The sequence below is a fragment of the Marinobacter sp. F4216 genome (assembly GCF_019931195.1).
Taxonomy (GTDB): domain Bacteria; phylum Pseudomonadota; class Gammaproteobacteria; order Pseudomonadales; family Oleiphilaceae; genus Marinobacter; species Marinobacter suaedae.
Genome location: NZ_JAIOUO010000004.1, coordinates 474847 through 497394, shown reverse-complemented (window position 1 = coordinate 497394; position 22548 = coordinate 474847). Strand labels below are relative to the sequence as shown.

Genomic DNA, 22548 nt, shown 5'->3' with positions numbered 1-22548 from the left:
GGGAGAACTACATGAAACGTCAATTATCCGGGGCAAGGTCCTTGCGCCCTCTTTCCATCGTTTTGTTTGCCTTGCTCTGGTCCGTCCATGTGCTGGCGGCTGACAAGCCCAACGTACTGGTGATCATGGTGGACGATGTGGCACCCAATTCTCTGAGTGCCTACACCTTTGGCATGCAGTATCCGACCCCGAACATTGATCGCATCGCCAATGAAGGCGCGCTGTTTACCGATCATTACGCCCAGCCCAGTTGCACCGCTGGCCGGGCGGCTTTCCTCTTTGGTCAGCTGCCGATCCGGACGGGTTTGACCACCGTTGGCCAGCCGGGCAACCCGCTGGGCATTCGGGAGGAAGACCCGACGCTCGCAGAAATCCTCAAGGAAGAAGGCTACATGACCGCCCAGTATGGCAAGAACCACCTGGGAGACCTGGACCAGCACCTGCCGACGCTGCACGGCTTTGATGAGTTCTATGGCAACCTGTACCACCTGAACGTGTCCGAGGAGCCGGAACAGGCGGACTACCCCCAGGATGAAGAGTTCCGGGAACAGTTTTTCCCCCGGGGTGTGATTGAGTCCTACGCCACCGAAGACGGCCAGACGGTAAAAGACACCGGTCAGCTCACTCGCGAGCGGATGAAGACCTTTGATGAGGAAATCCTCAAACGTAGCATCGATTTCATGACGCGGGCGAAGGACGACGACAAGCCGTTCTTTATCTGGCACGCCACCAGTCGGATGCACGTGTATACCCATCTGAAGGAAGAGAGTCGCAACCTGGCCACGCCCATCAGCTCGGCGGAAGACATCTTCGGCAGTGGCCTGATGGAGCACGATGGTCACGTGGGGCAGTTGCTGGACAAGCTTGAGGATCTGGGCATCGCCGACAACACCATCGTGATTTACACCACCGACAATGGTCCTGAACAAAGCAGCTGGCCCGATGCCGGCACCACCATGTTCCGGGGTGAGAAAATGACCACCTGGGAAGGTGGGGTGCGTGTGCCCTTCCTGGTGCGCTGGCCCGGTAAGATCCCGGCCGGCCTCAAGCTGAACGGGATTTCATCCCACGAGGACGTCTTGCCCACCATCGCAGCGGCAGTCGGTCGCCCGAACATCGGTGAAGAGCTGGCGGAATCCCACAAGGTAAAGATCGACGGTTTCAATAACCTGGATTACTGGATGGGTGAGGCGGACGAGTCCGCCCGTAACTTCTACCTGTACTACTACGAGTCCAGCCTGACGGCGGTTCGTGCCGGGCCCTGGAAGATCCACTTTGCCACCAAGCCGGGCGGTCGCTATTACGAGGATCTGGTGTTCCACACCATGCCCAAGCTGTTTAACCTGCGCAAAGATCCGTTCGAGCATTACGATGGCGTGACCGGTTTCCACCAGATCATGCGCAAGAGCTGGGTGATCCAGCCAGTGATTGCTGCCCTGACCAGGCACCTGGAGTCGTTCAAGGAGTTCCCGCCACGTCAGGAAGCCGCCTCACTGAATATCAACGAGGCCATCGAGAAGGCCAAGTCCTCCGTCACCGGGCATTAACGTCACGGTTTGAGAGCCCGACACCACCGCTCGCCAGAAACGGCGGCCGGTGGTGTTTTTCGTTATGGGAATCAGAGGTAGCCCTGGGCAAACACCAGCCCCAGTACAATGGGCATCACCACCAGACTGCCCAGATTGCTGAGCAGAACCAGCGAGGCCACTTTGTGGGGCTCCTGTTGGTACTGCTCCGCCACCATGTAATTGAGCACCGCCGGGGGCAGGGCGGCAAACACCCACAGACAGGCCACCTGCAGGCCGGGCAGATTCATCAGTTCGATCATCGGCCAGGCCAGGAGCAGACCGCTGGCAGGGCAGGCAATCGCTCCGAGCAGGCCGATCTTCCAGTCACTGAAGTCGATTTCCAGCATCCGCACGCCAAGGGCAAACAGCATCAGCGGAATGCAGACGCCACCGAGCATGTTCAGGGTTTCCAACAACCACTCCGGCAAGGGCACACCGCCAAGATTGACCGACAGGCCGGCGATACTGGCAAAAACGATCGGCAGCCGCAGGCGCTTGAGCAGGGAGGTATGGGGGTCCAGCATGTGTAACCCGATGGAAAAATGCAGCAGCATCTCGACAATGAACAACACGATGGCCGCCGGCAGCGCTGCGTCTCCGAAGGCAAACACCAGCAGAGGAATCCCCATGTTGCCGGAGTTGTTGAACATCATCGGCGGCAGGAAGGTCTTGAGGTTGAGCTTCAGGACTTTGGCCAGCGGGTAAAGCACGATGCCGGAGCCCAGAACCACCACTGCGCCCGCCAGCGCCAGATGGGCGTAGTCCTGCAACGGCGCCTTCTGGTCCGCCAGTACGGAGAACACCAGCATGGGCACGAACAGCTCCATGTTGAGCACGTTCAGGCCCCGGATATCCGGGGTGCGGTAACGACCGTAAAGTGCGCCACAGCCGGCAATCAAAAACACCGGCAGCAGGGTGGACAGGATTTGACCAACCATCAAAAAGGCTCCGACGAAACTCCGAAAACAGGGGCGAAAACCGTTAGCTTCGCAAGTATTGTGCTGCTTCGGCAAGCACTTAACACGCCCTGTTCGACCAAAGCCTAAGAAACTCCTGGGCGATTCTGTTGGCGGTTGCGGCAGCGATCGCCGCTCGCCACAATACCGGCAGCTTCAGCCAGAACGTCCATCGTTTACAGAGGGAATCAGATCGTGAGCAGTCCTTTCGACCAGTCCGTCAACCGCGACCAGACCTGTGCGGTGAAGTTTGATGCCCGCAAGACCGTGTTCGGACGGGAGGATGTGATTCCGGCCTGGGTGGCGGACATGGACTTTGCGGCGCCGGAGGCGGTCACCCGTGCCCTGGTAGAGCGGGCAAGGCACCCCGTGTACGGCTATACCCTGTTCCCGGACAGCCTGTACCAGGCAATGATGGACTGGTACCAGACCCGGCATGGCTGGCGTATTGAAAAGGAGTGGATCCTGATGGTCCCCGGCGTGGTGCCATCGTTGAACGCAGCCTGCCTGGCCTTTGCGAAAGAAGGCGAGGGCGTCATCATCCAGCCGCCGGTGTACCCGCCGTTCTTCAATTCCATCCGGCAGACCGGGCGCACCGTGATCGAAAACCCGCTGATTCAGGAGCCGGGCGTAGATGGAGAATCGGGGCAGTACCGCATGAATCTGGACCATCTGGAGGCCTGCGCCGCTCAAACGGACGCCCGGATGCTGATGTTGTGCTCTCCCCATAACCCCGTGGGCCGTGTCTGGTCCCGCCAGGATCTGGAGGCGGTACTGGATATCGCCCGCCGCCACGATCTGGTGGTGCTGTCCGATGAAATCCATTGCGACCTGACCTTCGACGACAGCCCCAGGCACCACGTACTGGCAACCCTGGCCAGGCCCGGCGACAAGCTGGTTACGGCGGTGGCGCCTAGCAAGAGCTTCAACCTGCCGGGGCTGGGGCTGTCGGCTCTGGTCATTGAGGACGAGGCCTGCCGCAGAGCCATGCTGGCGGAATTCCAGCGCCTGCATGTGTTGCAGTGCAACCCGTTCAGTGCGGTCGGGTTCGAAACCGGCTACCGGGAAGGGGGTCCCTGGCTGGATGAACTGCGGGACTACCTGAAGGGGAATCGGGATTATGTGGTGCAACGGGTGCGGGAAAGTCTGCCGGGCATTCGGTGTACCGCGCCGGAGGCCACCTATCTGATGTGGCTCGATTGCCGGGATTTGGGCCTTTCCGATGCGCAACTGAAGCGGTTCTTTGTCCAGCAAGCGGGTGTCGGGCTGAACCCCGGCATCACCTTCGGCGAACCGGGGTCCGGCTATATGCGACTCAACATGGGGTGCCCACGCTCGGTTCTGACCGAGGTACTCGACCGGATCGAGGCTGCGCTCAGGGCCAGGGGCTGATCACCGCCCGGGGCTTATCATTACCCCTCGGTGGCCATTTTCAGGGCGCAGTGGTCTTCCACTTCCTGCCATAACGGTGGCTCCTCCATTCCGGGCATATCGCCGCCGGTGGTTTCAATCGCCTCCCAGACCATACCTCCGTGCATCACCAGGTTGCCCGGCTCATATTCCGCGGCGAACCGCCACTGCTCGGGACGCTCACACACGCCGGGCGCGGTTTCGCCCGGTGCCGGTGTGGCCGGCTGCTTGCCCGGTTCGGTGGCTTCGGCGGCCTCCTGCTTGGCTTTCTGTTCAGAATCGCACTCCGGCACCTCGTCCAGGGCCTTCCAGTCAAAGGCAATACCCGGCTCCTTGCCCTCGTTCACCAGACGGGCTTCAAACCAGCGGTCGTTGTGAAATACCGCAGTGCCTGCCTTGTAGTAACGGCTCGGATCCCAGGCGGAGTCGTCGGGATCGCAGGGCTCTGCGAGTGCTGCGGTCGTCAGCCCCAGACCGAGGAACAGGAGAAGGGTGGTAACAAGAGACTGTCGAGCGACAATGCCAGACATTTTGGCCTCCTTGGTTTACTCCGAGAGAGGGTTGGCGGGCGGTCGTCGGCCAAGCCGGGTCGCCAGCACCAATCCTGTCAGGATAAGCAGTCCGCCCAGAACATGAAACCGGCCAAGCGATTCGTTAATAAACACACTGGCCAGCACGGTTGCGTAGACGGGAGTCAGGTACATAAAGATAGCAGCCCTTGAGGGGCCAATGCGGTGCACACCGTGGTTCCAGAAGGCAAAGGCGAGAATGCCTGGAAAAATGGCCACGTACAGCAAAGGCAGTGTGGTGTCGCCCGACACGGTAAAACCACCGGAAAAGAACATCAGATCGACCAGATAGAACGGCAGAATGACCAGCGTGCCGAGCAAAATCTGGGCGGTCAGGAAGGTGAATGCGGGCAGGGGCACGGCCTGGCGCCGAAGCAGCACGGAAAACAGTCCCCAGCTGAACACCGCCGCCACCATGATCAGGTCACCCGGCTGGGCATCCAGCCCGGTCAGCACCGTGATATCCCCCCGGGATACCACCACCAGAATACCCAGCACCGCCAGGGCGATGCCCAGAACCTGAATGGGCCGGGTACGGTCGCCCAGCAGCAGCCAGGCCAGAAGCGCGACAAAAATCGGGATGGTGGCGTTGATCAGGGCAATGTTGGTGGCCGTGGTGCTGACGGCGGCAAAGTACAACAGGGAATTGAAGGCGCCGACGCTGAAGGTGGCCAGCGCCAGCATGGAACCCAGGTGTTGCCGGATGACCAGGCGATGGCGCCAGAGCCCGGGCAGGCCAAATGGTAGCAGGATGGCCAGGGCTATGACCCAGCGCCAGAACGACATCGACAGCGGCGGTATCTGCTCGACGGTGCTGCGGGCCACCACCGCGTTGCCGGCCCAGAACAGTGGCGTGACCACCAGTCCGGCGTAGGCGAGGCGAAGTTTACCGCTCAGTGATTCTGCGTTTTCCGAAGCCACACAAATCCTCTCAGGTCAGGGGGTTAGGAAAACGCACAGGGTACTACTCTGCCGGGATTTCTGCCTCTGTACCAATGTGGTAGGCGGCGAAGCCGGCCATCACCACCTGATCCACCGCCATGCCAATCACCCGGCCATTGCTGTGGGCGCGAATGGGGTACTGGGCGTTGGTGATCGGATCGGCCACGTAGCCCAGGACTTCACCTTCCGAGACGTGGGCGCCCAGATCCACTTCGCTGAACAGGATGCCGCCGTGCTGGGCGCGGATCCAGTCGGAATCGTAGTACACCGGTTCCGGTTCACCCCAGACAAACATGCGCGAGGTCATTCCCTGTTTTTCCATCAGACTGGTCAGGCTGTTTACCCCGGCTTCAATCTGATGTTCCTGGATGCGATGGGACTCGCCGGCTTCCAGGGTCACCGCCACAATACCGGCGGCTACGGCTGCCGAGCGGAGCATGCCCGAGGAGCCTGAGCTGTGGACAACGGCCATGCGGTCAAAGCCCTGGGTGAAGGTGGCGACGTCCGGATTGTTCATGTCGGCCCGCAGCTGCGGCAGGTTGGTGCGCTTGAGCGAGCCGGTATGGATGTCCACCAGCATGTCGCACTGGCGAATGACGTTCTCGAACAGTGAGTGGGCAATGCGGTCGGCCAGGCTGCCGTCGGGGGAGCCGGGAAAATGCCGGTTCAGGTCCCGTCGGTCCGGCAGGTAGCGGCTGCCCTGCTGGAAGCCCGGCAGATTGACAATGGGCACACCAATCACCCGCCCGGACAGTTCTTCCGGGTCCAGGTCGTAGATGGTGCGCCGGACAATTTCGATACCATTGAGTTCGTCGCCGTGAATGGCACCGGTCAGGCACAGGGTCGGGCCGGCATGGATGCCATTGACCGCCAGAACCGGCGTAGGCTGGGACAACCCGGGAATCTGGATGCCCGGTGACCAGGCCAGCCGTGCCGAGGAACCCGGAAGCACCTCGCTGCCAAGCAGCGACAGGGGGGCTGCGGGCTGGGGCGAGGGCAGGGCCTCCATCACGATCGCCAGGGATTCATCCGGTATCTGTGCGACAGGATTGGCGGCCAGATCTGCTGGGCTCTGGCTGCCAGGTGTCGTCAACTCGGCGGCGGTTCGTTCGGCGGGGCCTGTCGTGAGGGTGCCTATCTCGGGAGGTGCGACCGGTTCACCGCGCAGGGTGGACTGCTCAACTTCCTCAACACTTTCATCCGTTTCCAGTTCGTTGATAATCGGGGTGACCCGGTCCGGCTCTTCCTGCGCGGAATCCAGGTTCGCCAGAGCCGGGGCGGCTGAGCCCAGCAGCAGTGTCAGAGGCAGTGATCGAAACAGGGTCATTGCACGGTGACGGGGTAACAGCATAGGTCCTCACGGGTCGACAAAATGCGCCAAGCATAGGGCGCTGCTGGCGGTCATGAATACTGCTGTGACAAAGCTTTAATGCCACCTTCATGAAAAGCCGGGTAACAAGTTTCTGGCAGGCTGGCCGGGAGACCGGCAGCTGCTATTTTTTAATCAATGAGCCTGTTATAGCCCGGGGAGGCATTGAAGAATATGGACCTCTTGCGAATTTTGATTGCGATTCTGTTACCTCCATTGGGTGTGTTTTTACAGGAGGGGATCGGTAAGCATTTCTGGATCAATATCCTGCTGACCTTGCTCGGGTACATACCCGGCATCGTGCATGCGGTGTATATCATCGCCAAGAAGTGACCCCTTCCATGGTGTCTGCTGGAGCGATATCTCAGGTGTGACGGGTGCTGTACCACTGGTTGTCCTGCTGCCGGGCCCGGTCTTCGGCCTCCAGTTTCAGCAGGTGCGCCAGGGCGGATCGGGCCGCCAGACCGTGCATGATCGACGGTAGATCGTCATAGGCCCTGGCAGTCACGGCCTTCAGGTCGGCTGGTGCCAGGCTTTCGAGCGCCCGGGCGATCTTGTGTTCCCGGGTCAGGCGGTGGGTGATCAGGTAGTCAATCACCGCCTCGGCCTGGGCCATCAGGAATCCATGCCCCGGCGCAATGTAGCGGATGGGTTCGGCCAGCAGGCCGTACAGCGATTCCACATAAGCCTTCATATCGCCGTCGGGCGGATTAATCACCACCGTTGAACCCTGCATGATGTGATCCCCGGCAAACAGCAGCTCCTGCTCGGTGAGCAGAAAGCACACATGATTGGAGGCGTGCCCGGGGGTGTGCAGCACCTTCAGTGGGCCGGCATCGCTCATGATGATCTGCCCGTGGGTGGGCTGTTCGTCGGCACTGAAGTCGCTGTCCTGCAGGCCGTCATCGGGCGCATGCATGCCCACCAGGGTGCATCCCGTGTCACGGCGCAGGGCCTTGGCACCCGGTGAGTGGTCCTGGTGGGTGTGGGTCACCAGTACCCGATCAATGCGTCCGTTCGTCAGCGTCAGAATGGCCTGCAGGTGGTCGGGGTTATCCGGGCCTGGATCGATGACGGTAAACCGGTCGTGCCCCAGAATGTAGGTGTTGGTGCCGGGGCCAGTCATCAGACCGGCGTTCGGGGCGGTCAGCCGGCGCACCCGGGCGGCGATCTCCACAGGCTCGCCGGGGACAATTTCAGCGCGCACCGAGCCTTCGCCTTCCGGATCCAGTTTGGTGGCTTCGTCGTAAGCCGGCGCCCCTGGCTCCAGCATGACCGGCTTTCCCTTTCGCAGGGCAGGCCAGGGCGACTCCGGATTGGCTTCGGGCGGGTTGGCGTGGGCATAACGCATCAGGTCGCTGGTGTTGTCAAAATCGCTCAGAATTCTTAGCGTGCGCAGGGTGGGCAGGCCCAGCAGCCGTGTGCCGGAACGGTGATCCTCCAGTGCCTGTGCTGGACTGATCCACAGGTGGTCGATGGTTTCCTGGCCATCGTGGGAGGCCATCTGGCCTTCTGGTGCGGCGGTGACGAAAAAGCGGGTATCAAAGCGGCGCGGTGGGCCAGGTGGGGTGACCCAGTGACTCAGGTAGGCCAGGCGATCCAGCGGGATGGTCAGTCCATGATGCTGACAAACCCCGGCCAGGGTCTGTTCGCCCATGAACACGGCCTGGCGCTGTTCATGTACCGGGTGATTGCCGGAAATCAACTGCCCGCTTTGGTCCTGTGCCAGCAGGATGCCGGCTTCTTCAAAGCACTCCCGCACCGCGGCGAGCATGTAATCCTGCCCGCCTTCGCTGAGACTCATGATCTGGCTGATGTCCGAATCGTCCGGTCCGGCCGCGTGGTGACGGGCATCGGATTCCGCCGGATCGAGGGCCCCGCCGGGAAACACATGGTAGCCGGGCAAAAAAATCGCGTCCCAGGAGCGCTGTAATAACAGCACTTCGATCCCTTCAGCGTTATCTCGCGTAAGAATCAGTGTGGCGGCGGGACGGATTTCCATAGCGAACCTCTGGGCCAGACATTCAACGGGTGGTTTGCCACAAGATAACAGGAATTGGCTCGGGATTTACCCCGTTGCAGGGAAGAACCGGAACCATGGTGGCCATTCGCGCGTACTGAACTATATTCGTTGACTTCGGCAATCACACCGATCATCTCGGGTGGCGAAAACCAGCTTGTTTCCTAACGTCGGATTGCTCTCATGGAACGGACGGCCAATCAAGAGCTCATCGCGCTGACTTCCCTCCGGGGCGTGGCCGCCTTGTTCGTGATTTACCACCACCTTATGTACGTGCTGCTGCCGAACATCGGGTATTCCATGCCCGGCGAGTTGTTCCTTAAGTCCTACCTTTGGGTTGACCTGTTTTTCATTCTCAGTGGCTTTGTGATTGCCTATGTCTATCAACACCGGTTCCGGCGCGCGGAGAACCGACCCACTTATCGGTCGTTCATCAAATCGCGATTCGCCCGGGTTTATCCGCTTCACCTGTTTATGCTGGGCCTGTTTGTTGTTTACGAAGGTGTGCAGTGGCTGCTGACCGCCGTAGGTGCCGACGGCATGCAGTACCTGGCGACCCCGTTCACCGGCAAACAGAGCATTGAAAGCCTCCTGACCAATCTGTTTCTGGTCCAGACCCTCCATTGGGCGGCGTACTGGAACGAGCCGGCCTGGTCGATCAGTGCCGAATGGCTGATCTACCTGATCATGCCCCTGGTGCTGGTGGGCATGGGCGGCCTGAGGCAGCCCTGGCTGGTGTTGTTGGCGGCGCTGGCGTTTGCGCCGTTGGTCTGGATCGAGCAACGGTTTGGCGATCTTGGGATTCTGTTCGCCGGCTGGCCCATGCTGCTCCGGTGCCTGGCCGGGGCCGTGCTCGGCATTGTGATGTTCCGGTGGTTCAAGGCTGGCCGGTTCGCCCGACTCGCGTCCGCAAAGCTGGCCCTGCCGGTACTGGCAGTGAATCTGGTGCTGCTGAACTTTCCTGTCTCACATGTCCTGTCTGTGGCGGGCTTTGCCCTGTTGGTGCTGTGTGCGGCGCGAATACCCGCGCAATCGGGCCATATTCTCAACCATTCGTGGCTGCATTACCTGGGCCAGATCTCGTATTCGGTTTATCTGGTGCACTGGCTGCTTATTGACATGCTCCGGGATGCCAGCCTGTTCCTGACCGGCCGTCATATTTACGAGGTGCTGCCAGAGCCGGCCCAATGGGCCATGTTTCTGCTGGTTCCCGGTCTGGTTATCCTGATCTCCCACTGGACGTACCACAGGGTGGAACTGCCGTGTCGTGAGCGGCTGAAAAGCGCCTCCTTCCGCGAACTGGTTGGTGCGGGCTTCCGGCGGGTCAGCCCGTGGCGTCTCAAGGCCGGTAAAACGAAGGGCAGGGCCATGTCTGACCGGTAAAAGGGGGGCGCGGGATGAACCTCGGGGACCAAGTGGGTATGATGCGGCCTCCTCCCTATCCGCCTGAAAGGACGTTGCAGTGGCCAGAGTCCAGCTCGAATTCCCCGATGAGGTGTTCCGTTTCGAAACCTGCATGCCGGTTCGCATCACCGACATCAACGGTGCCAATCACCTGGGCAATGATGCCCTGATCTCCATGCTGTCCGAAGCCCGGGCGCAGTTTCTGGTGAATTTTGGCCTTCAGGAAGCCGGCCAGGACGGTATCGGTATCATCGTCACGGATCTGGCCACCATGTATCAGTCCGAGTCCTTTTTTCCGGAGATGCTCCGGTTCGAGGTTGGGGTTATGGATTTCAACAAGTACGGGGGCGATTTCGTGTTCCGGGTGACCAAGGCCCAGAGCGGTCAGCCGGTCGCCATGGCAAAATACGGGTTTGTTTTCTTTGACTACCGGAAAAAGCAGGTTTCCCCCATGCCTGAAGACTTCCGTTCACGCTTCGGCTGAGGCAACCCGGGTCCGCAGGCCGTTCATGCCGGCCCGGTAAAAGCTGTAGGCCATCGCGCCGGCGAACAGGTTGCCGATGGTCGCCCCGGTCATCAGTCCGTAAATGCCCCCGAGCTGACTGCCGATCCACAGCAATGGCAGGAAGCAGAGGAACAGCCGCAGGGTGGACACCAGCAGGGCCCGCATGGCCAGTCCCAGTGCGTTGCACACCGAGACCATCAGCATGCATACCCCCAGGCCGGCGTAGCTGAGTGGAACCCGTACCAGGTAGCCCGCCAGAACGTCCTGGACTTGCCCATCGCTGCTGAACAGCTCCGACACCAGGCCGGACGCCACCAGCCAGATCAGGCCAATGGCCAGCTGCCAGACCACCACGAAGCGAACGCCAATCCGAACCAGCTTGCGGATCTGTTCGATGTCCCCGGCACCGAGCATCCGGCCCACCATGGGGGGCATGGACATGGTCAGGGCCAGCACCACCACAATGGAGAAAAATTCCAGGCGGGTGCCCAGGCCCCAGGCAGCCACGGCGGCCGAACCGAACCCGGCCACCAGGGCGGTGGCCAGCATGGCGGACAACGGCGGCATCAGCTGACTGACCATGGCCGGTGCCATAATGCCGTTCAATTCCCTCAGTGCCCGCCCCAGGGCAAGCTGGCCCAGATCGAAGCGGGCCCATTGGCGTTTCAGGATCTTGGGGTAAATCACCAGGCAGCCCAGCGCAAAGGAGGTCACCGTGGCCCAGGCGGCACCGGGCAGGCCCCAGTCAAAAACAAATATGTAGAGCGGGTCGAGCGCAATATTCAGCAGGCTGGTGGCCATCATCATGTAGCCGGGCAGCTTGGTGTCGCCGTGGGAGCGGCACACGCTGTAGCCGAAGTACAACACGGCACCGGTCCAGGCGGCGATCAGCCAGGGCAGCCAGTAACTGCGGATCATGGGCAGCAGGGTCGCTTCGGCGCCCAATGCGGTCATGATCTGTGACTGGAACAGCCACAGGCCCAGACAGAGCAGCATTACCAGCGCACCACCGACGGTGATCACCAGGCCACCCAGCCGGAAGGCCCGCAGTTCATCCCCGGCGCCAAGGGTGCGGGAAATGATCGCCGTGGTGGCGATGCCAAGGCCCACCTGCAGGCCGATGATCAGCTGCTGCATGGGCAGGGTAAAGCCCAGCGCGGCCAGGGGATCCCGCCCCAGTTGACCGATGAAGGCACTGTCGGCCAGCTGGAAGGTCATCAGCGACAGCACGCCAAACAGCATGGGCCAGGTCATGGAGTAGAGCTGGCGGGACAGGCTGGTGTTTTCGGGGAGGCTGCTCACGATTCGGCTTGAGGGCTCTGCTGGCAAATGGGGCCGGGATTTTAACAGGTCTGCCGGTGCATGCCTGCTGAGCCGGGTCGTGGGTTATGCGGACCCGGCCGGCGAAGCGAACCGCGAAGGTGGTGGATTGATGGGCTCAGAGTACGTCCAGTGCGGCGTTGTAATCCGGTTCGTCTTTGATTTCCGGCACCAGCTGGCTGTGCAGAACCCGGTTGTTTTCGTCCAGCACCACCACGGCCCGGCTGCAGAGTCCGGCCAGCGGGCCATTCTGGATGGCTACGCCGTAATCCTGCTGGAAACTGTAATTGCGGAAGGTGGACAGGGTGACCACGTCTTTAAGGCCCTCCGCACCGCAGTACCGGGACGCGGCAAAGGGCAGGTCGGCCGAGACCACCAGCACAACGGTGTTCTCCAGGTTGCTTGCCTGTTCATTGAACTTGCGGGTAGAGGTCGCACACACACTGGTGTCGATGCTGGGAATGATATTCAGTATCTTGCGCTGGCCAGCCCAGCTTTCGAGTTTTACTTCTTCCAGTGCACTGTTGGTCAGGGTGAAGGGCGGGGCGTATTCTCCCGCAGCCGGGAAATGGCCGCTCAGTTCCAGGGGGTTACCGTCGAGTGTGACCTTGCTCATTCAGTGGGGCTCCAGCCGTTGCTCATAACAAAAACAGGGCCTGAACTGCCGTCCGGGACCCTGTCTGCTCCATGACTACCTGTGCGAAAGTATAGTCAAGCTAGGGCATGGCGGCGATGTAGTCGGCCAGCGGCTCGATGTCTCCACTGTCCACCGCGCGCATGATCTTCACCATCGGGCTGTTGGCGCGGGCTGACTTGCCTTGTTTGAAATCGGTCAGTGCCTTGATCAGGAATTCCTTTTTCTGCCCCGCCAGACGTGGCATGTCACGGTTGCCCTCACCCTGTTCGCCGTGGCAGGCGAAACAGAAGTTCTGGTATTTTTCCCGGCCCAGTTTCGACGCTGATACCGCGGTCTGAGCGGTGACGGGTTGGCTGGCGAAAAACAGCGACAGGTTAACCATTTCATCGGCGGTCAGCATCCGGCCAACCTGCTCCATCACGTAGCTTTCCCGTTCACCGGTGGCGAACAGGTGGAACTGTTTGAGCAGGTATTCGGGGTTCTGGCTGGCCAGGTTGGGGATGTGGTTGCGGACACTGTTGCCGTCCCTGCCATGACAGTAGCCACACAGTTGGGCGCGTTCCTGACCGGCGGCAATGGCGTCGGCGGTTTGTCCGGGATGCTGGCGTATCTCGTTCATGCGGTCCAGCATGTGTGGATAGTTCTGGGCCTGAGCTGTTGCGCTTGCGCACAAGGCACTGCAGGCAATGATCAGTCCGCCAATGGTCAGACGCATGGTTCCCCCTCCTACAACAACTCAGCCAGTGTGATCACTGGCCCGGACTTTGAGTAACGCGGGGAAACTAAAGGCTTGCGCCGGTTTGCTCAATCGAAAAACCGGCCGGAGACGCTGAATTTGCCGAAAACCTGAGCCAAATCAAAAGGACGGCGGAAGGCCACCGGAGCCTCTTGCAAAGGCTCTGGTGGCAGGTCATCAGTTAGCGGACGCGCCCTGTGGCTCGAAGCCGCGGGCGGGATGCCGTTGTACCAGCAGCAGATAGCTGGCCAGCGCCGCGCAGGCGCAGATGGCGATGATGGTGGCCATGACCATGGACGTGCCATCGTGCAGGTAGCCCACCAGTACCCCGGCGACGGCGGCCGTGGCCATCTGGACGAAACCGAACAGGGCCGAGGCCGAGCCGGCCATACGGGGAAAGTTAGCCAGCGCGCCGGCCATGGTCTGGGGCAGCAACAGGCCGGTGCCCACCATGAACAGCGCCTGGGGCAGGACCACCGCCCAAACATTGTAGAGGTCGGACAGCGCCAGGGCTGCCATCAGGCCACCCCCGGCGACGGCAATCACCAGTCCGCGGACCAGAATCTGGTCTGGCATAAGCGTGCGTCCCAGGCGAACGGCGGCCAGATTGCCCACCACATAGCCCACCACCATGCAGGCGAAGTAGAGCCCGAAATGCTCGGGCGCCACACCCAGGAATTCGATCAGTACGAACGAGGAGCCGGACAGGAAGGCAAACAGGCCGCCGTACACCATGGCATTGGTCAGCGTGTAGCCCACAAAGCTGATGTCGGTACCAATACGGCGATAGTTGCGCATCAGGGAGCACAGGCGCAGGGGCTGTCGGTATTCCGGACGCATGGGCTCGGGAATGCCGAAGGCCACGACCAGGGCCATCAGCAGGCCGTAGGCACCCAGGACCAGGAAGATGGAATGCCAGCCAAGGCCGGATACCAGCACACCGCCCACGGTCGGCGCGATCGCCGGGGCCAGGGCCATGATACTGGCGACAATGGCCAGGATCCGGGCAGCGTCCCTCGGGCGGTAGATATCGCGGATGGTGGCACGGCCCAGGACCGGACCGGCGGAACCGCCGACCGCCTGCAGGAAGCGGCACACCATCAGGGTTTCAATGGAGGTGGCCATGGCGCAGCCAATGCTGGCCAGGGCGAACAGAATCAGGCCACCCACCATGATCGGCTTGCGGCCAAACCGGTCGGACAGGGGACCACAGATCAGTTGGGCAAGGGCGAAGCCGGCCAGGTACAGGCTCAGGGTTAACTGGACCTTGTCTGTGCCCACACCAAAATCGCTGCCAATCTGCGGCAGGGCCGGCAGATACATGTCTGTGGCGAGCGGGCCAAGGGCGACCGCCGCGGCAAGCAGAATGGTTGTCCAGACACTGGTCAGTGCGAGCATGGTGTGTTCCGTAATCCCTTAAGTCCACTGGAATTAGTGGGCAGGACACGGAGTCTAGTGGCCGGCGGGGCAGAAGATAACAACCGGCGGGCTCATACCATATATGAATGAAATTGATGAATTACTGATTCAGGCCATTCATGGTGGCAGCCACGCTGTTGACCTGGTTTCTCAGCCAGCGGTGGGCCGGGTCGTTCTGGTTGCGCCGGTGCCACAGCATCAGCAGGGTAAAAGGCTTGAACTCGAAGGGCAGCGGGGTCCAGGCAAAGTCTCGCAGTAAGTGATTACTCATCCGCTCCGGAGCGGTGGCCAGCAGGTCGGAGCCGCGCAGGAATTCCGGCAGGCCGGAGAAGTTGGAAACGGTCACCACGTTCCGGCGGCTCAGGCCCCGGGCTGACATGGCGCCTTCCAGGGCCGGCTTTTCGCCGGAGGCAAACAGCAGGGCGATGTGGTCGGCTTGCAGGTACTCCGCCAGGTCTTTCGGGGCTTCTCGCACGTTCTGGTCGTAGAACACCACCATGCGGTCGGCCATCAGCCCCCGCTGCATGATGTCGGTGGCTTCTGGCGCGTGGGGGGAAATAATCAGGTCACAGAGATCTTTGCGCAGCATATCGGCGCTGGGGATGCCGGAGGGAATGACCTGCAGCCGGATACCCGGAGCCTCGCGCCGTAGGGTCTCCACCAGGGGCGGCAGCAGCAGATCCCGCTGGTAGTCGTTGGCGGCAATGGTGAAGGTGAATTCCGCGCTTTGCGGGGTAAAGAACGGTCCTGACGCCAGGGATTGCAGATCGTCCAGAATCTGCCGGATGTGCGGTCCGACCTGCTGGGCGTAGCGGGTCGGCGTGATGCCCCGGCCGGACTTCACAAACAGGGGGTCGCCCAGGGCCTGGCGCAGGCGGTCCAGGGTGTGGCTGACCGCCGACTGGCTGACGCCCAGCTTGATGGCAGCCTTGGATACGCTGCCCTCGTCCAGCACTGCAATGAAGGTGCCGAGGGCCCGCAGGTCGAGATTCAATGTATCAACAGGGTTCATGAATCGCAGTCTACCCCAGAGCTCAGGCTGCGGAAACGCTTAGTGTGGGGTCTGGCGGCGGATAAAGGCGGCCATGTGCCCGGACAACACATCAAACCAGGGGTTGTAGGTAAGCCTGCTGGTGGGCACCGGCCGGGGGTCGTCGTGCCAGGCACTGAACCAGAGCTGGCCTGCGGGTAGTTTTCGGCACTCCGCCAGAGTCAGGTTGTTGGGTTCCAGGCAACGCTGAAGCGGGGCTCCCCGCCCGTAAAGCTCGTTGTCCGGGGCGATGGCCAGTGCCTGATGGGAGAACTCCAGAATGTTTTCTTCGGGCAGGTAGCTGTCCAGTGACTGAATGCGGGGATCGGCCCAGTTGTCGGGCCAGGGTTTACGCAGATCCCGGAAGACCAGCATCCGGTTGTCCGGATGCCGGAACCGCTGGCGGAACGTCTGCACCAGATAGCCCAGATCAATCACGGAATCGGCTTCGGTGGCCACCAGAAACAACGGAGGCAGGGGGGCTGCCGGCTGTTCGAGCAACCGTTGGGTCTGGCCGAGCACATCGGCCAATTGGCTGCCGGCGTTGAGCGTCACCGACTCGTATTTCACCGGGTTCAGTTCCGGCTCTTCCTCAACGAAGTCTGCAAACAGATCGGCAATACCGGCCAGCCAGAGGTAATTGTCCAGGCCGTTGAGTCGCCAGGCCGGGGCCAGGGCAATGATCCCGTCCACCTGTGGCTGCTGGCCGGACAGCGCATACTCGGTGGCCAGGGCCCCGCCCAGCGAAAAGCCTCCGATAAACAGGTGGTCCACCTCCCTGGCCAGGTCAGCCATTTGCTGGCGAACCTGTTCCCGCCAGACGTCGGCGCTGGCTTTGACCATATCCCCTGGTCGTGTGCCGTGGCCCTGCAGCAACAGGGTTCGAACCCCGATACAGCGAACTGAGAGGGCCCGGGCCAGATCCCGGAACACGAAGGGCGAGTCGCTCAGACCATGGATCAGCAACAGGCCCGTCTCCGGTGCCTCGGCGCAGTGATCAGCGGGTGGTAGCGAGAAGGGCAGGTTCCAGTCCACCTGGTCGCTGCGCGGGAAGCCCTCGACCGGGGTCAGATTGGCTTCCAGATACGCCCGGGCACGGTTTTGGTAGTCGGCGAAATCGCTGAAAGGTTCGGCGTCCAGCTGGTCGTCCCCGGGGCTGTACAGCGCCGGGTTCTGGGCGCAGGCGGTGATGGCAATACCCAGCAGCAGGATCAGGAAAATACCGATGCTCCCCGTCCATGATGAGCAGATTGATGGGCCGGTTGTCTGGGCCATGTGGCAGCACTGTGTGTTAGGGTTTTCGGAAGCGTGACATCGTGTCCCTGTATGTACGCCCTGCTGGCAATAACTGGATGACGGAGACTTGTTATGACCTTACGACTCGCCTTTGATGTCTACGGTACCCTGGTCGATCCCTTGAGTATGGCAGATCTTCTCGAGCAGGATGCCGGCGATGCGGCGGCGGGGGTGGCGGCCCTGTGGCGCGAAAAGCAGGTGGAGTTTGCCTTTCGCAAAGGGTTGATGCGGGCGTACGAGGACTTTGGCGTATGCACCCGGCAGGCGTTGCGCTTTGCCATGGCGAGTTACCGGCTCTCGCTGTCCGGTGAACGGGAAGACGAGTTGATGGCCAGTTACCTGTCCCTGCCCGCCTTCGACGATGCCCTGCCAACGCTCAAGGCCCTGAAAGGGATCTACCCGATGTTTGCCTTTTCCAACGGCAGCTATCCGGCGCTGGAAAAGGTGCTCGGGCACAACCAGTTGTTGCCGCTGTTTGATGGTTTGGTGTCGGTGGACGATGTGAAAAGCTTCAAGCCGGACCCGGCGGTGTATGCCTATGCCCGACGGGCTACCGGGGCCTGGGATGAACCTTTGTGTCTGGTGTCCAGCAATGCCTGGGATGTGATCGGCGCCCGTGCCGCCGGCTTGCAGGCGGTGTGGGTGCAACGGGATAACCGGCGGGTGTTCGAGGACTGGAACATCCAGCCCTCGGCGGTGATTGGTGGCCTTGGTGAGCTGCCGGACGCCCTGAAAACCTTACTGAATCAGGGCTCCTGACAGTGGCTGATTGGCCAGCGCGTCCTAATCAGAGCGTTCGGCCAGCCAGTCCGCCAGTGCCAGCCAGCTGGCCTTGGGCGCCCGGCTGCCGGCGAGAATGCCCATGTGGCCACCGGGTACCACCCGGAAGGTTTTGTCTTTCGAGCTGACGTGGTCCATCACATTGCCGGCGGCATCCGGTGTTACCAGGGTGTCGTCTTCTCCGGCAATGGCCAGCAGGTTGGCGTTGATGTTTTCCAGCAAGGCAACGTCGTCACCGATGCGGATCCGGCCCCGGGATAACTGGTTATCCAGCCACACCCGGACGACGGTGTCCTGAATGATGCCGCCGGGGTAGGCCACCATGCGATCAAGAAACGCCGCCGTACTGGTATGGTCGGACACGAACTCCCGGTCGCCCAGGCGAACCAGCAGTTCCCAGTAGCTCCGGGCGGTGGCCATGGGATTGGTCAGCTTGAACCCGATGGAGTTGGCCCAGCCCGGCGTGTGCAGCCAGTCCGGCCGGACGTCGTGCAGGCGAAACCCCGTTCGCTTGTGGATAACTTCCGCAACGTCCGCCATGCGCTGGTTCAGCACACCGATAATACCGGAGGCGTGGCTGTCGATGGGCGAACCCACCACGATGGCGTTGCGCACGTGCTGGTCCTTGCTGAGGGCGGAATAAAACAGGGTGAACATGCCGCCCATGCTCCAGCCGTGCAGTGACAGCTCCTGTTCCCCGCTGTGCTTACGCACCCTGTTCAGAAACGCCGGCAGGAACTCGGCCACATAGGTGTGCATGTTGTAATGGCTGTGTTCCCGGGTGGGCACGCCCCAGTCGATCAGGTACACCTCGAATCCCCGGGCCCGCAGGAAACGGATCAGACTGCGCTGGGGCAGCAGATCGTAGATCAGCATATTCACCGCCAGGGGCGGGATAATGACCACCGGTGTGCGATGGGTCTCCTGCTCCACCGGAATGGTGAGGTCATCCAGTTCGATGCTGGTTTCCTGAAGGGGAGGGTAGTAACGCAGGCTGACCAGCCCATCCCGGTGAATGACCTCATAGGAGGTCTTACCGGCTCGCACCAGGCGCTCGGGGCGGAAGACCCGGTCAAAAGCATTGCCGGCGTAGCTTGCGGCGTGCCTGGTGGCCCGTGAGAGTTGCGAGGCTTGGTTGGTAACAGACGTCAGGAAGTTCGGCATGTTGGTTTCCACAGCAAATCAGCCCGGAAGTATGGAGCAAAAAAGGGCGCCACAACAATAAGCTGGCCAGTCTGGACAGGACTATGGCAAAACTGTCCTGTCTCTCTGGCAATGAAGTCACTTTCGGCCACTGCCCATTGGCTTATGCGATTGGTATGATTGCCCCCGCTTGCAGACAACAAAATAATAGGAATGACATGCTCAGTTTTTTGCCCGCCCCGGTGATTGGTGTTCTGAATGCCATCCTGCTCGGAATTAATACGCTGTTCTGGTGCCTTCTTCTCTACATCCCCGCCATCCTGAAACTGATCATACCGATCAAGGGCTTTCAGGTGCTTTGCACCAAGGTCATTATTGCCATCGCTGAGGCCTGGGTAGCCTGTAACGTGGGCTGGATGAAACTGACCCAGTCCACCCGATGGGAGGTTTCCGGCGACGAGCAACTCAAGCGGGAAGGCTGGTATCTGGTGCTCAGTAACCATCAGAGCTGGGTGGACATCCTGGCCATGCAGAGGGTGTTCAATCACCGCGCGCCGTTCCTGAAATTCTTCCTGAAGCAGCAGCTGATCTGGGTGCCGGTGATCGGGCTAGCCTGGTGGGGCCTGGATTTCCCGTTCATGAAGCGCTACAGCCGGGAGTACCTGATCAAGCACCCGGAGAAGCGTGGTGAAGACCTGAAGGCCACCCGACGCGCCTGCGAGCGATTCCGTTACACGCCGGTGAGCGTGATGAACTTTGTGGAAGGCACCCGGTTCACCCAGGCCAAGCACGACAAGCAGAAATCCCCGTACCAGCACCTGCTGACCCCAAAGGCGGGCGGCGTGGCCTTCGTATTGGATGCCATGGGCGATTCCATCCAGACCCTGGTGGACGTCACCATTGCTTACCCGGGCGGTGCACCCACGTTCTGGGATTTCCTGTGTGGGCGGGTTGAGACCATCCGTATGGAGATCGACACTGTGGCGATCCCGCAGGAATTGAGGGGCAAGGATTATTCAGCGGACGCCGAGCATCGTCGCAACGTCAAGGAATGGCTGGCTGAGCAGTGGCGGGCGAAAGACGAACGGCTGGAGCGGATGCTGGGCTGAGCCGGGGGCGACGGTCAGTGTTCGTCGCCCTCTTCTTCAACATCCTCCGGGTGCTCTTCCTTGAAACGCTCCCAATCCTCCCAGTCATGGGGCGTGCCGGCGTGCGGTCGGCGCAGGTGCTTGGCGTGTTCCATGGCGTTATGGCGCAAGCTGTGGTCCCGCTCTTCGTCTTCCTTGTCGAAGCCGTATTTCTTCAGGAATTCGTCGGGCGAAATGGGCATGGCGCACCTCCATTAGACACAATGGCCTACTAGATTACGATGCGCCCGTCCGGCCGGTTTTTCAACCGGCCTGTTCGTTGTCACCGGCTGGCGGTGTCACCTCGTCCGCGCTTACCAGCTGGAAGCTGATCTGGCGTTTTTCCTCGTCGACGCTGGCAAAGCGTACGGTGACGGTCTGTTCCAACTGGAAAATCCGCCCGTTCTTGTTGTGCACAAGGCGCAGGGTGACCGGGTCGAAACCGTACTTGCCGTCCAGGTCCTTGCAGCTGACAAACCCTTCCAGACCGTTCGTGTCCAGGCGCACAAAAAAGCCGGCGGGAATGGTGCGGCTGATGATCCCCGGCAGGGCCTCGTCGCCCAGCGTCTTGGCGAAATCACTCTTCAGCCAGGCCTCCAGGCTGTTGGCCGCCTGTCGGGCGCGGATCTGGGCCTGCTGAAGTTGCTCAAGTTGCTCGTTGGACAGGGCCTTGATCGGGTGATCCCACAGGGCCGATTTGATCAGACGGTGCACGTAGAAGTCGGAAAACTTGCGCAGCGGGGAGGTAAAGGTGGTGTAGGCGTCCAGCCCCATACCCTGGTGCGGTGCCGGCTGCAGTCGAAGCTCGGCACGGGCCAGTTGGCGGGAGACGATGGCTTTTACCGGAACCTGAGCCTCGAGTGCCTCGGTGTCTTTCATCAGCTGGCGGAATCCGGCGGGGCTGGCAATGTCCACCTCGGCGAGCTGTGGCGCGTGATCCTTCAGCAGGGTACGGATATTGTCCAGCCGGTCCTCCCGGAAACCCGGGTGCTGAATAAACAGGCCAGAGGGCTTCTGGCTCAGGAAATCGGCGGCACAGCGGTTGGCTGCGACCATGCACTCTTCCACCAGTCTGTGGGCTTCGGTTTGCAGCGCTGGCTCAATCTGGCGGATGCGCTTGTTTTCATCCAGACGCAGCCGGAATTCCGGGCGGTCAGTGCTCAGCAGGGCGTTTTCATTGCGCCATTTGCGCAATACCGTGGCGACCTGATGCAGCTGGTCCAGGCTGTTGGCAACGACATCCGGCAGGGCGTTGATATCCTCGTCCTCGCGACCATCGATCAGGTTGGCCACCAGCTCATAGCTGAGCTTGCGCTGGGACTTGATCACCGCACTGTGGAAGCTGTATTCCCCCAGACTGCCGTCGTTATTGACCTGCAGATCGCACACCAGCGCCAGACGCCTTTCACCGGGCACCAGCGAGCACAGGCGGGTGCTGAGGCTGTCCGGGAGCATGGGCAGCGGTTCACCGGGGAAGTAAATCGCGGTAGCGCGGTTGAAGGCTTCCTGCTCGGCGGCACTGCCCGGCTCGATCATGGCGGTCGGATCGGCAATGGCGATGGACACCGTCCAGCCGGTGGCGTTGGGTTCGGCCAGCAGGGCATCGTCCATGTCCTGGGTGCCCGGGCTGTCGATGGTGACGTAGGGGCGATCGGTCAGATCGGTGCGGCCTGCCACGCGCTCTTCAATGGCCTGTTCGTTCAGTTGTTCCGTCTGCTGGAGGACGGCTTCCGGGAAATTGTCGCCCAGATCGAAGGTGGCCAGGGTCATGGAACGCTCGATGCCCGGCTCGCCAGCCTTTCCGATCACCCGCAAGACTTTGGCCTGGGCCTTACCGTCCTTGATAGGGTGACGGTGAATCTCGCAGTAGATGTAGTCGTCCGGCTTGGCTTCTTTTCGCTCCTTGGGGGGAATGAATATCCAGCGGTTGATGCCCGGTGTTTCCGGCACCACGAAGTGGCCCTTGCCCTTGATCTGATATCGGCCAACAAACCGGGTCAGGCTGCTGGAAAGCAGTTCGTCCACGATGCCCTGGGTCTTGCCCCTGTCTACCTCGTGCTCGGTCACCTTGACACGGTCCCCGGGCAACACTTTCTGCATTTCCTCGGGGGGCAGGAACAGGTCCCGGCCTTCATCCAGGGCGACAAAACCGAAGCGTCCGTTGGTGGCCTTGACGGTGCCTGGGAAAACCACCTTGTTGTCCTTGATGTCGGATTTTAGCTGGCGCAACTGGCTGAGGGCGTCGGCATTGAGCATGAAAAAACCTGGCTGATAGATAATGAGTGTTGGGCCGGAGTATACCGGTTCTGGCGTCAGG

21 protein-coding genes are annotated in these 22548 nt (G+C 61.2%); 7 read left to right on the top strand and 14 right to left on the bottom strand.

From position 1 onward, the window contains the following. Positions 1 to 11: 11 nt before the first annotated feature. Positions 12 to 1547 (top strand): arylsulfatase, encoded by a 1536-nt coding sequence (locus tag K8I84_RS11735; RefSeq protein WP_223794947.1) that lies wholly within the window; start codon positions 12 to 14, stop codon positions 1545 to 1547. Positions 1548 to 1618: 71 nt separating this feature from the next. Here the strand turns inward: K8I84_RS11735 and K8I84_RS11730 are convergent, their stop codons facing one another. Next, positions 1619 to 2506 (bottom strand): AEC family transporter, encoded by an 888-nt coding sequence (locus K8I84_RS11730; protein WP_223794946.1) that lies wholly within the window; start codon positions 2504 to 2506, stop codon positions 1619 to 1621. Between the two features lie 210 nt (positions 2507 to 2716). On the opposite strand from K8I84_RS11730, the gene K8I84_RS11725 reads away from it, so the two are divergent. Next, the gene (locus K8I84_RS11725; RefSeq protein ID WP_223794981.1) at positions 2717 to 3916 is read left to right on the top strand and encodes a MalY/PatB family protein; all 1200 of its coding nucleotides are present in this window, start codon (positions 2717 to 2719) and stop codon (positions 3914 to 3916) included. Positions 3917 to 3936: 20 nt separating this feature from the next. On the opposite strand, the gene K8I84_RS11720 is transcribed toward K8I84_RS11725, so the two are convergent. The 3 genes from K8I84_RS11720 to K8I84_RS11710 are packed head-to-tail and all read right to left on the bottom strand — an operon-like array spanning position 3937 to position 6796. Then, positions 3937 to 4464 (bottom strand): carbohydrate-binding protein, encoded by a 528-nt coding sequence (locus K8I84_RS11720; protein WP_223794945.1) that lies wholly within the window; start codon positions 4462 to 4464, stop codon positions 3937 to 3939. A 15-nt stretch (positions 4465 to 4479) separates the two neighbouring features. Continuing rightward, entirely contained in the window at positions 4480 to 5424 is a 945-nt protein-coding gene (locus K8I84_RS11715; RefSeq protein WP_223794944.1) for a DMT family transporter, read from the bottom strand. Between the two features lie 43 nt (positions 5425 to 5467). Continuing rightward, positions 5468 to 6796: a succinylglutamate desuccinylase/aspartoacylase family protein gene (locus tag K8I84_RS11710; protein ID WP_223794943.1), complete on the bottom strand. Its 1329-nt coding sequence runs from the start codon at positions 6794 to 6796 to the stop codon at positions 5468 to 5470. A gap of 192 nt (positions 6797 to 6988) precedes the next feature. Between K8I84_RS11710 and K8I84_RS11705 the strand changes: the two genes are divergently transcribed. After that, entirely contained in the window at positions 6989 to 7147 is a 159-nt protein-coding gene (locus K8I84_RS11705) for a YqaE/Pmp3 family membrane protein (protein WP_223794942.1), read from the top strand. 31 nt (positions 7148 to 7178) lie between these two features. On the opposite strand, the gene K8I84_RS11700 is transcribed toward K8I84_RS11705, so the two are convergent. Beyond that, on the bottom strand, positions 7179 to 8816 hold the full coding sequence (locus K8I84_RS11700) for an MBL fold metallo-hydrolase (protein WP_223794941.1): 1638 nt from the start codon (positions 8814 to 8816) through the stop codon (positions 7179 to 7181). A 201-nt stretch (positions 8817 to 9017) separates the two neighbouring features. On the opposite strand from K8I84_RS11700, the gene K8I84_RS11695 reads away from it, so the two are divergent. Together K8I84_RS11695 and K8I84_RS11690 are read left to right on the top strand one after the other, a co-directional pair. Further along, positions 9018 to 10217 (top strand): acyltransferase family protein, encoded by a 1200-nt coding sequence (locus K8I84_RS11695; RefSeq protein WP_223794940.1) that lies wholly within the window; start codon positions 9018 to 9020, stop codon positions 10215 to 10217. A gap of 79 nt (positions 10218 to 10296) precedes the next feature. Continuing rightward, a complete protein-coding gene (locus tag K8I84_RS11690; protein WP_223794939.1) occupies positions 10297 to 10722 on the top strand; it encodes a thioesterase family protein in 426 nt (141 codons plus the stop codon). On the opposite strand, the gene K8I84_RS11685 is transcribed toward K8I84_RS11690, so the two are convergent. From K8I84_RS11685 to K8I84_RS11660, 6 genes are all read right to left on the bottom strand, one after another. Then, a complete protein-coding gene (locus tag K8I84_RS11685; RefSeq protein WP_263283122.1) occupies positions 10708 to 11997 on the bottom strand; it encodes an MATE family efflux transporter in 1290 nt (429 codons plus the stop codon). The genes K8I84_RS11690 and K8I84_RS11685 overlap by 15 nt on opposite strands. A 184-nt stretch (positions 11998 to 12181) precedes the next feature. After that, positions 12182 to 12679: a thiol peroxidase gene (gene tpx / locus K8I84_RS11680; protein WP_223794937.1), complete on the bottom strand. Its 498-nt coding sequence runs from the start codon at positions 12677 to 12679 to the stop codon at positions 12182 to 12184. A 100-nt stretch (positions 12680 to 12779) separates the two neighbouring features. Next, on the bottom strand, positions 12780 to 13415 hold the full coding sequence (locus tag K8I84_RS11675) for a c-type cytochrome (RefSeq protein ID WP_223794936.1): 636 nt from the start codon (positions 13413 to 13415) through the stop codon (positions 12780 to 12782). A 198-nt stretch (positions 13416 to 13613) separates the two neighbouring features. Beyond that, complete coding sequence (locus K8I84_RS11670; protein ID WP_223794935.1) at positions 13614 to 14834, bottom strand: Bcr/CflA family multidrug efflux MFS transporter; 1221 nt, start codon at positions 14832 to 14834, stop codon at positions 13614 to 13616. Positions 14835 to 14955: 121 nt separating this feature from the next. Beyond that, a complete protein-coding gene (locus tag K8I84_RS11665) occupies positions 14956 to 15867 on the bottom strand; it encodes a LysR family transcriptional regulator (protein ID WP_223794934.1) in 912 nt (303 codons plus the stop codon). 39 nt (positions 15868 to 15906) lie between these two features. Continuing rightward, on the bottom strand, positions 15907 to 17160 hold the full coding sequence (locus K8I84_RS11660; RefSeq protein WP_223794933.1) for an alpha/beta hydrolase: 1254 nt from the start codon (positions 17158 to 17160) through the stop codon (positions 15907 to 15909). A gap of 93 nt (positions 17161 to 17253) precedes the next feature. Between K8I84_RS11660 and K8I84_RS11655 the strand changes: the two genes are divergently transcribed. Further along, positions 17254 to 17940, top strand: a complete 687-nt coding sequence (locus tag K8I84_RS11655) for a haloacid dehalogenase type II (RefSeq protein ID WP_223794932.1) — start codon at positions 17254 to 17256, stop codon at positions 17938 to 17940. Between the two features lie 24 nt (positions 17941 to 17964). Here the strand turns inward: K8I84_RS11655 and K8I84_RS11650 are convergent, their stop codons facing one another. After that, a complete protein-coding gene (locus tag K8I84_RS11650) occupies positions 17965 to 19125 on the bottom strand; it encodes an alpha/beta fold hydrolase (RefSeq protein WP_223794931.1) in 1161 nt (386 codons plus the stop codon). A 197-nt stretch (positions 19126 to 19322) separates the two neighbouring features. Between K8I84_RS11650 and K8I84_RS11645 the strand changes: the two genes are divergently transcribed. Then, complete coding sequence (locus K8I84_RS11645) at positions 19323 to 20213, top strand: acyltransferase (RefSeq protein ID WP_223794930.1); 891 nt, start codon at positions 19323 to 19325, stop codon at positions 20211 to 20213. A gap of 14 nt (positions 20214 to 20227) precedes the next feature. On the opposite strand, the gene K8I84_RS11640 is transcribed toward K8I84_RS11645, so the two are convergent. Beyond that, a complete protein-coding gene (locus K8I84_RS11640) occupies positions 20228 to 20434 on the bottom strand; it encodes a hypothetical protein (protein ID WP_223794929.1) in 207 nt (68 codons plus the stop codon). A 61-nt stretch (positions 20435 to 20495) separates the two neighbouring features. Further along, complete coding sequence (locus tag K8I84_RS11635) at positions 20496 to 22487, bottom strand: ribonuclease R family protein (RefSeq protein ID WP_223794928.1); 1992 nt, start codon at positions 22485 to 22487, stop codon at positions 20496 to 20498. Positions 22488 to 22548 lie beyond the last annotated feature (61 nt).